Source organism: uncultured Caballeronia sp. (assembly GCF_964243625.1).
Lineage (GTDB): Bacteria > Pseudomonadota > Gammaproteobacteria > Burkholderiales > Burkholderiaceae > Caballeronia.
Genome location: NZ_CAXTGZ010000204.1, coordinates 1 through 9621, shown reverse-complemented (window position 1 = coordinate 9621; position 9621 = coordinate 1). Strand labels below are relative to the sequence as shown.

The window sequence follows — 9621 nt, the reverse complement described above, 5'->3', positions numbered from 1 at the left end:
AGGGCGTGAGATCGTTGACGGTGGTCCTGCTCGCGGCTTGAACCGACGTTCCAGGGGCACAAAACCCGTTCCGGCTCATATTGCCGGAATGGGTTTTTTATCGGCCTGCCCTGAAACGATTACTGCGAGCCGAGCTTCTTGATCAGCACATCGAGCTGCGCCATTTCGTCTTCGGTCAGATCGGTCAACGGCGCACGCACCGGACCGGCGCTACGGCCGATGAGCTTCGCGCCCGCCTTCACAATGCTCACTGCATAGCCGGCCTTGCGATTGCGGATCGCGAGATACGGCATGAAGAATTCGTCGAGCAGACGGCCGGTCGTCACATGATCCTGCGATGACACCGCGCGATAAAACTCCATTGCCGTCTTCGGAATGAAGTTGAATACCGCCGATGAGTACACCGGCACGCCCAGCGCCTTGTACGCTTCGGCATAGACTTCGGCGGTCGGCAAGCCACCGAGATACGAAAAGCGATCACCCAGGCGACGACGGATCGTCACCATGTTTTCGATCTCGCCCACGCCATCCTTGAAGCCGATCAAGTTCGGGCAGGAATCGGCGAGACGCTCGAGCATGTCAGCGTTCAGCTTGGAATTCGCGCGGTTATAGACGATCACGCCGATGTTTTTCACCGCCTTGCACACCTGTTCGACGTGCGCGGCAATCCCTTCCTGGCTCGCTTCCGTCAGGTAATGCGGCATCAGCAAGATGCCGTTCGCGCCCAGCCGCTCGGCTTCCTGCGCATAAGCAATGGCAACGCGCGTTGGGCCACCGGCGCCGGCCAGGATCGGCACCTTGCCCTTGCAGGTTTCCGTCGCCGTGCGGATCACGTTCGAATAGTCGGTTTGCGTGAGCGAAAAGAACTCGCCCGTGCCGCCGGCCGCGAACAGCGCCGTTGCGCCGTAAGGCGCCAGCCATTCGAGACGCTCGGCGTAAGTGTCGGCGCGGAAGTCGCCTTGTTCATCGAAGTCGGTCAGCGGGAAAGACAGCAGGCCTTCGGAAACGATTTTCTTGAGTTCTTGAGGTGTCGTCATGTTCGGTCGTGAGTTGGTTTTTCCAGGCGGCCAGCAGCTACGAGATTAATCGACATACGTTGTCTGATGACATTCTAAGATCGATCAGATTGGCGATAGTATGGGTATTAACCCCCAGATCATATGGCAGTTGAGACACCTTACAGGCTGTATTTGCTGCCGCCGAGCGTGCATAGTATCCATCAAAGTACGACGTCAGACAAGATGAGTTTGCCTGCGCTCGTTGAAAATTCCGAGCGAGGCAGGTGAGCTTGGTGGGTCAGGCGGTCACATCGGCTGCCTGGTTGGCGCGCCGCAAGCGTTCCCGGCTATTCGACAAATGCATGCGCATGGCGGCGCGGGCGCTTTCGGCGTCGCGCCGGACAATCGCTTCCAGAATGCTCTCATGTTCGAGATTCACCAGCGACATGTACGCCTTCGGATCTGCCTTCGCGATACCCGCTGAATCGATGCGGTTTCGCGGAATCAGCGCCGTGCCCATTTGCGTCAGGATATCGACGAAATAGCGGTTGCCCGTTGCCCGGGCAAGCGCGATGTGGAACTGGAGGTCAGCCGCGACGCTGTCATTGCCATTGCGGCTGGTGGCTTCGATTGCATCGAGTGCGGCGCGCATGCGCACGAGGTCTTCGGGCTGCGCACGCTGCGCGGCCAGACCGGCGCATTCCGTCTCAAGACTGATGCGCAGTTCGAGCACCGAAAGAACATCGCGCAGGGTGGTGGCCGGCACCATGTCAATACCAAGCTTTTCGCGCCGCGGTTCCAGCACGAAACTCCCAATGCCGTGCCGCGTTTCGATGACCTCGTTTGCCTGCAATCGCGAAATGCCTTCGCGCACGACTGTCCGGCTTACGCCGAGCGTGGTCATGAGCTTGGCTTCGGTCGGCAGTTTGTCGCCAGGTTTCAGGGCGGCAGATTCGATCTGTTCGATCACGTAGTCGAACACGCTCTCCGCCAGGTTGCGGGCACGTCGGGGTGTCGCGACGGATGCGAGGGGTTCGGCCATCAGAAAACGCTCCTTGAGTCGGTCGGGCGATATATTCAAGCGGATATTATACCGTTGTCTGACGACCGCCAATTTTAAAGATTGGGTGAGGTGCGCTGGGTCTCCTGGCTTTCCCAGTCCTCAACGTTCAGCTTGCTCACGCGACGGAACTCCCGGGTATTTCGAGTGACAAGTGTGAGTGCGCGGGCAAGGGCCTGTCCGGCGATGAGAGCGTCATACGGTCCACTTGGAGTTCCGGCCAATGCGAGTTCCGCGCGCACTTCCCCTGCGTGCCGGGCATCTTCAGTATCGAAGTCGAGAACTTGGAATTGCAACGCCTCAACACGCTTCAAGTTCTCGGCGGCGTTCTGGCTCTTGTATGCGCCGTAATATAGTTCGTGTGCGACGATGGATGAGATGGCGAAATCGCGCGGTCGATGCTGTCGCAGCCGAGCGAGAAATCCGCTATTTCCCTTCATGAGCGCAATGACGGCGTTCGTGTCGAGCAAGTGGTTCACTTGAAGAAATCCAGATCTGGGCGGTCCTGTTCGGTCGGCTGCTCAGTTGATGCCTGGATAAGGCCTTCGTCGACGGGGCCGACGATCAATTCGAGCCATGACCAATCATTGGCGATCGGTTCGAGGATGATCGCGTTGCCGTGGCGCCGCACACGCACTTCATCCACGTCCAGTCGGAACTCCTTGGGCAAGCGCACGGCCTGTGATCGGCCAGACTAAAAATACTTTAGCAGTATTTATAACCTTCCCCTCTTGATGAGATATATCAAATGTATATACCAAACTCATCAGGAAAGAAGAGGCAGTTTCCCGGTTGGCATGCCATAGAGGTCGCATTTCGTTCTTGAAACATGAGCAGTGGCAACTTACTTCGCGAAATCGCTATGGCAGTGCATTCCATAGCGCTAAACGCAAAAAGCCCAATCTTTCGATTGGGCTTTTTGTCTGGAACCTTTTTGGCTCCCCGACCTGGGCTCGAACCAGGGACCTACGGATTAACAGTCCGGCGCTCTACCAACTGAGCTATCGGGGAACATCTGCAGCAGAGAAACGAGATTATATGGAGGGGATTCTAGCCTGTCAACACCCTGCGTTCATCTCGATTTAAAAACTTACCTACCAACAAAGAGTGCGTTAAACAGAGCGACAAACCGCCGCTTATGTATCAACGTTCGAGCAGTTCGAGCTTCTCTTTTACGTCCTTGAAATCGTCGGCTTCCGGCAGCGGTGCCTTGGTCTTGGTGATACTTGGCCATGCGCGCGAAAGATCCGCGTTCAGTTCGATGAAGTGCTGCTGATCACCTGGCACATCTTCTTCGGCATAGATCGCATTGACCGGACATTCAGCCACGCACACAGCGCAGTCGATGCACTCGTCCGGGTCGATCGAGAGGAAATTGGGACCTTCGCGGAAGCAGTCCACCGGGCACACGTCCACGCAATCGGTGTAACGGCACTTGATGCAGCTTTCGGTCACAACGTGAGTCATTCAGGCTCCTGCATGCGAAATTCGTGGGGGCGGCGAGGCAACTCGGACGCTGGGTTCGATCTCGAACCTTCAGTCTCTTTCCTGGGCTGGGCAGCCCGGCTATGCACATTGCGCGCGCCAAAACCAATATTGTAGCGTACCGGTAAAACTCAGCGCGACCCCGTTCCAGAAGGCCTTATATCCTTTAGTGATTTGTTTATGGGCGTATGCGGGCCTCCCGCAAGGTGCGGCAAAGGATTCGACGCCATGGCCCACGGGGCTCAGGCTTTGCACTTCGGGTAACATGCTCTTCGAGGCCGCCGGGGCAGACCAGCCAGTGCCTGGTCAGTGCGTTCCGTCGGACCGTGTCCGTACAGACCGTGTCTTTACAGACCGTGTCCTTACAGACCCTCCGTTTGCGTTTGCCCGCGGGATTTTGCCTGGCGGTTCTATCCGTTGTACTAGCCGTTCGTCTGGAACCATGATCATCCATTCGCTGCTCGATACCGATCTCTACAAGTTCACCATGATGCAGGTCGTCCTGCATCACTTCCCGGCAGCGCATGCGGAATACAAGTTTCGATGCCGTACGCAAGGTGTCGATCTCGTTCCGTACATCGAGGAAATTCGCGAGGAAGTGCGCGCGCTCTGCCAGTTGCGTTTCACCGAAGAAGAGCTCGAATACCTTCGGCGGATGCGCTTCATCAAGAGCGATTTCATCGACTTCCTGGCGCTCTTTCACCTCAACGAAAAGCGGGTGACGATCAAGCCGTCGGCGAAGAACAACGGGGAGATCGACATCGATATTGTCGGCCCCTGGCTGCACACCATCCTGTTCGAGATTCCCGTTCTCGCGATCGTCAACGAAGTTTATTTCCGCAACACGCAGCGCGATCCGACTTTCGAAACCGGCCGCGACCGTCTGCGCGACAAGATCGAGTTGCTTGGCGGCAGCCCCGAGGTATCCGAGTGCAAGATCGCCGACTATGGCACGCGCCGCCGGTTCTCCGGCAAGTGGCACGAAGAAGTCATCCTCAAGCTGAAGGAAGGTTTGGGCGAGCAGTTCACCGGCACGAGCAACGTCTATTACGCAATGAAGCACGGCCTTCGTCCCCTGGGCACGATGGCGCACGAGTACTTGCAGGCTTGCCAGGCGCTCGGTCCGCGGCTGCGCGATTCGCAGGTCTTCGGCTTCGAGATGTGGGCCAAGGAATATAGAGGTGATCTGGGCATTGCGCTCTCCGACGTCTACGGCATGAAGGCGTTTCTCAACGACTTCGACATGTACTTCTGCAAGCTCTTCGACGGCGCCCGTCACGACTCCGGCGATCCGTTCGACTGGGGCGAGCGCCTGATCCGTCACTACGAGCAGAACCGATGCGACCCGCGAACCAAGGTGCTGGTTTTCTCGGACGCACTCGACATTCCCAAAGTACTGCAGCTCTACGAACGCTTTCGCGGCCGTTGCCAGCTAGCGTTCGGCGTGGGTACGAATCTCACCAACGACCTGGGTTACCAGCCTTTGCAGATCGTCATCAAGATGGTTCGCTGCAATGGCCAGCCGGTCGCCAAGCTCTCCGATTCTCCCGGCAAGAACATGTGCGAAGACCAGGCTTATCTTGCGTACCTGCGCCAGGTTTTCGATATCGTCAAGCCGGTAGGAGAACTGTAGCTCGTGGGCGTGCGTCCGGACGCAACCCGGCTGAGCGTTAGCCATTCGGTCTAGGGTCGTGCGGCAGGGCTGCTCGTTATAATCGAGTCCTTGATCGACGCACCTGCCAACGAGGACCCACCCATGAAACCATCGCCCGCATGCTGGAAATCACGCGGGCGGCGCAGTTGGGATATGCGCTGGTTGATGCTGGTCCTCGCGCTCGCGGCACTGCCGCTTGATGCCTCCGCGGCGACGCTCGATGGCGCCGCGTTGTCGCCGCTCTGGGCGCTGCCGTTCGCGGGCATCCTGCTGTCCATCGCCATTGCGCCGCTGGTCGCGCCGCATGCCTGGCACAGTCATTTCGGCAAGATATCGGCAGCGTGGGCGATTGCCTTTCTCGTACCGTTTGCCATTGGTTTCGGAGCGAACACCGCCTTCGCGACCTTCGTCCACGCGATGCTGGAAGAATATATCCCGTTCATCATTCTGCTCACGGCGCTCTTCACCGTCGCTGGCGGAATATGCCTGAATGGCGACCTGCGCGGTTCGCCCCGGTTGAACACCGGACTGCTCGCGCTCGGCACCTTCCTCGCCAGCATCATGGGAACCACGGGCGCAGCAATGCTGCTGATCCGCCCGTTGCTGCGCGCAAATGAAGAGCGCAAGCACCGTGTGCATCGGGTGGTGTTCTTCATTTTTCTCGTTGCCAATGCAGGCGGTTCGCTTTCACCTCTCGGTGATCCGCCCTTGTTCCTCGGCTTCCTGAACGGCGTCAGCTTCTTCTGGACCACCGTGCATCTCGCGAAGCCGACGCTGTTTATCTGCGCCATCCTGCTCGCGCTCTTTTATGCGCTCGACCGGTACTATTTCGCGAAGGAAGACGTGCTGCCGGAGACCGCTGAAAAGACGCCGCTGAGCATCGACGGGAAAATCAATTTCGTTCTTCTGGCGGCAGTTGTCGTGCTGGTCCTGATGAGCGGCTTGTGGAAACCAGGTATCGAATTCGATGTATTCGGCACGCACGTAGCGTTGCAGAACCTGGTGCGCGACGTATTGCTGATCGTCGTGATGTTGCTGTCACTGAAGCTCACGCCGAAGAGCGCGCGGGAGGGCAACGCGTTCAACTGGGCGCCTATCGAAGAAGTCGCGAAGCTGTTCGCCGCCATCTTCATCACCATTGCACCGGTGATCATTATTCTGCGCGCCGGCGCGGATGGCGCGTTTGCTGGCATCGTGCATCTCGTCACCGACTCGAGCGGCAAGCCCATCGACATTGCTTACTTCTGGGCGACGGGGCTGTTGTCATCGTTTCTCGATAACGCGCCTACCTACCTCGTGTTCTTCAACCTCGCCGGCGGCGACGCACAGGCCTTGATGACGACCGGCGCCACCACGCTCGCCGCCATCTCCGCGGGTGCCGTTTTCATGGGCGCGAACAGCTACATAGGCAACGCGCCCAATTTCATGGTCAAGGCGATCGCCGAATCCCGCGGCGTTGTGATGCCCAGTTTCTTCGGTTACCTGGGCTGGTCATCGGTCATCTTGCTGCCCTTGTACCTGCTTACCGGATGGTTGTTCTTTTAAGGAGAAGTCGATGAAGAAAGTGCTGGTTGCCCGCCCCATCTTCCCGGACGTGATCGAACGCCTGCGACAGTATTTTGAAGTCGATGCCAATCCCGGCGCGCCGCTTCCCGCCGACGAATTTGCGCGCCGCATGGCCGATCGCGATGGCGCGTTGCTCGCGGGCGATCCTGTCACGGCCAAGGTGCTTGAAGGCGCACCGAATTTGAAGGTCGTGTCGAACATGGCCGTCGGCTATAACAACTTCGACATGCAGGCGCTCAATGCCCATGGCGTGCTCGGCACGAACACGCCTGACGTACTGAACGAGAGCACCGCTGACTTTGGCTGGTCGCTCATGATGGCGGCTGCACGTCGCATCACGGAATCCGAGCATTTCCTGCGCGCGGGCAAATGGGGCACGTGGTCGTACGATGCGTTTCTCGGCGCGGACGTCTACGGCTCGACGCTGGGCGTGATCGGCATGGGCCGCATCGGACAAGCGCTGGCCCAGCGTGCGCGCGGGTTCAACATGCGCGTGATCTATCACAACCGTTCGCGTGTCGCGCCGGCGATCGAGTCGGAGTTGAATGCCGAATACGCATCGAAGGCTGACTTGCTCAAACAGGCCGATCACGTTGTACTGGTGCTGCCGTACACCGCCGAAAACCATCACACCATCGGCGCGGCGGAACTCGCGAGCATGAAACCTACGGCAACGCTGACCAATATCGCGCGAGGCGGAATCGTCGATGACGCTGCGTTGATCGAAGCGCTGCGCAACAAGACCATCGCTGCAGCGGGCCTCGATGTCTTCGAAGGCGAGCCGAATTTCAATCGCGATTTCCTGGGTTTGTCGAACGTCGTACTGACGCCGCATATTGCAAGCGCGACCGAATCCACACGCCGCGCAATGGCGAATCTCGCTGCCGACAACCTCATCGCTGCATTAGGCGAAGGTCCCCGCGCCGGCAACCCGCCGAACCCGATCAATCCGGAAGTACTGAAGAAATGACAATGTTGTTGCTGTTGAGCGCTGCGGTCGCGGTCCTTGCGATCACGCTGGTGATCGTGCTGATTCTGTTGCTGCGGCCCAAGCGCGAGACGGATATCGAAGAACAGTTCGACGCACTCACTGACCGGGTTATCGATATGGGCGAAGCCCACGCACGCGCCCAGGAGCGGCTCGAACGCAATGTGCGGGGCGAGGTGGTGGAGACGTCCCGCGCATCGCGTACGGAAGCGGGCGGCGCGTTCGCTCAGTTCCAGCAGACGCTTGCGACGCAACTTGCAAGCATGTCGAACGTGCAGAACGCGCAACTTGAGGCGTTCTCGCGGCAGTTGCTTGCCTTGACGGAAAGCAACGTCCAGCAAAGCCAGCACGCGCGCGACGAACAAAGTCAGGCGCTCAAGCGTTTCGGCGATGCCCTCACGCTGCAACTCGCACAGATGTCGGAATCGAACGACCGCCGTCTGAGCGAGGTGCGCATGACGCTTGAAGCGCGGCTGAAGGACATCGAAGCGAACAACGCGGCGAAGCTCGAAGAAATGCGCCGCACTGTCGATGAAAAACTCCATGCCACGCTGGAACAGCGGCTTGGCGAATCGTTCAAGCTGGTGTCAGACAGACTTGAACAGGTGCATCGCGGATTGGGGGAAATGCAGACACTGGCGGCGGGCGTCGGCGACTTGAAGAAAGTGCTGACCAACGTCAAGACACGGGGGACATGGGGCGAAGTGCAACTCGAGTCGCTGCTCGAACAACTCCTGACGCCGGACCAGTACGCGAAGAATGTCGCGACCATTCCAAAGAGCAACGACCGCGTGGAGTTCGCGATCAAGCTGCCCGGCCGACACGACGCCCCCGGCCAGAGCGGCGCGAACGCGGTGGCGACGCCGGTATGGCTTCCCATCGATGCGAAATTTCCGCGCGAGGATTACGAGCGTCTGATCGATGCGCAGGATCGCGGAGATCCAGTCGCGGTGGAAGAGGCATCGCGCGCCCTCGAAGGCCGGATTCGCGCTGAGGCGAAGACCATCGCGCAGAAGTATGTCGCGCCGCCGCACACCACGGACTTTGCGTTGTTGTTCCTGCCTACTGAAGGTTTGTACGCGGAGATCTTGCGCCGTCCGGGGTTGACGGATTTCTTGCAGCGTGAATATCGCGTGAGTGTGACGGGCCCGACCACGCTGACCGCTTTGCTCAACAGCCTGCAAATGGGCTTCCGGACGCTCGCGATCGAGCAGCGTTCCAGTGAGGTCTGGCAAGTGCTCGGCGCGGTAAAAACGGAATTCAGGAAGTTCGGGGAAGTGCTCTCGAAGACGCGCTCGCAGCTTGAGGCGGTGACGCGATCGATTGAATCAGCGGAAACGCGCACCCGTCAGATGAGCAAGAAACTGCGCGATGTAGAAGCGTTGCCGGGCGAGCAGGCGGCCAGCCTGCTCGGGCATGAAGCGGATGATCGCGAGGAACCGGAAGCTTAATTTACCGGGGCATTCGCCGAGGCAGAAGGCGAGGCAGAAGGCGAAGCGAGGGTGGCCAGCGCGTCGCCGGTGATCCGCACGATGCGCCAGTCCGGCAACACGGTCGCGCCCATCTTCTCGTAGAAACCGATGGCGTTCTGGTTCCAGTCGAGCACAGTCCATTCGAAGCGGCCGCACTGACGCTCCACCGCAATCGCCGCGAGCGCGCGCAGCATCTTCGTGCCAAGTCCGCTGCCGCGAATGCCAGGTTTGACATACAGGTCTTCCAGATAAAGCCCGCGCTTGCCAAGGAACGTGGAGTAGTTCTGGAAGAAGAGGGCATAACCCACGATCACCCCGTCTTCTTCCGCGACCATGGCTTCCGCTGCGGGCTTGTCGCCGAACAGGGCATCGGTGAGGCCGGACTCTGTCCCAACGAA

The 9621-nt window shown here is 59.1% G+C and carries 10 protein-coding genes and 1 tRNA gene; 4 read left to right on the top strand and 7 right to left on the bottom strand.

Annotated features, from left to right (window positions below; translation table 11 throughout):
* Positions 1-119 precede the first annotated feature (119 nt).
* From kdgD to fdxA, 6 genes are all read right to left on the bottom strand, one after another.
* Complete coding sequence (gene kdgD, locus ACFFAR_RS15530) at positions 120-1037, bottom strand: 5-dehydro-4-deoxyglucarate dehydratase (RefSeq protein WP_061999972.1); 918 nt, start codon at positions 1035-1037, stop codon at positions 120-122.
* 259 nt (positions 1038-1296) lie between these two features.
* Positions 1297-2040 (bottom strand): FadR/GntR family transcriptional regulator, encoded by a 744-nt coding sequence (locus tag ACFFAR_RS15525; protein WP_075357163.1) that lies wholly within the window; start codon positions 2038-2040, stop codon positions 1297-1299.
* A 74-nt stretch (positions 2041-2114) separates the two neighbouring features.
* Positions 2115-2537 (bottom strand): PIN domain-containing protein, encoded by a 423-nt coding sequence (locus ACFFAR_RS15520; protein WP_174364143.1) that lies wholly within the window; start codon positions 2535-2537, stop codon positions 2115-2117.
* Positions 2534-2704 carry a hypothetical protein gene (locus tag ACFFAR_RS15515; protein ID WP_375508086.1) on the bottom strand — a complete coding sequence of 57 codons (171 nt, stop codon included), beginning with the start codon at positions 2702-2704 and terminating at the stop codon, positions 2534-2536. Before ACFFAR_RS15515 ends, ACFFAR_RS15520 begins: the two co-directional genes overlap by 4 nt.
* A 289-nt stretch (positions 2705-2993) precedes the next feature.
* Positions 2994-3069 (bottom strand) — tRNA-Asn (locus ACFFAR_RS15510).
* Between the two features lie 132 nt (positions 3070-3201).
* Positions 3202-3525 carry a ferredoxin FdxA gene (fdxA, locus tag ACFFAR_RS15505; RefSeq protein ID WP_061999968.1) on the bottom strand — a complete coding sequence of 108 codons (324 nt, stop codon included), beginning with the start codon at positions 3523-3525 and terminating at the stop codon, positions 3202-3204.
* 460 nt (positions 3526-3985) lie between these two features.
* Between fdxA and pncB the strand changes: the two genes are divergently transcribed.
* The 4 genes from pncB (at position 3986) to rmuC (ending at position 9202) form a co-directional block, all read left to right on the top strand.
* A complete protein-coding gene (gene pncB, locus ACFFAR_RS15500; protein WP_061999967.1) occupies positions 3986-5176 on the top strand; it encodes a nicotinate phosphoribosyltransferase in 1191 nt (396 codons plus the stop codon).
* Positions 5177-5350: 174 nt separating this feature from the next.
* Positions 5351-6742 (top strand): sodium:proton antiporter, encoded by a 1392-nt coding sequence (locus ACFFAR_RS15495; protein WP_375508087.1) that lies wholly within the window; start codon positions 5351-5353, stop codon positions 6740-6742.
* Positions 6743-6752: 10 nt separating this feature from the next.
* Positions 6753-7733, top strand: a complete 981-nt coding sequence (locus ACFFAR_RS15490) for an NAD(P)-dependent oxidoreductase (RefSeq protein ID WP_174364948.1) — start codon at positions 6753-6755, stop codon at positions 7731-7733.
* Between the two features lie 2 nt (positions 7734-7735).
* Positions 7736-9202, top strand: coding sequence for a DNA recombination protein RmuC (gene rmuC / locus ACFFAR_RS15485; protein ID WP_075357159.1), 1467 nt, complete (start codon positions 7736-7738; stop codon positions 9200-9202).
* Here the strand turns inward: rmuC and ACFFAR_RS15480 are convergent.
* Positions 9199-9621: GNAT family N-acetyltransferase (locus ACFFAR_RS15480; protein WP_375508085.1), on the bottom strand; the 423-nt coding region annotated here is incomplete at its 5' end. The two genes, rmuC and ACFFAR_RS15480, sit on opposite strands and share 4 nt — an antisense overlap.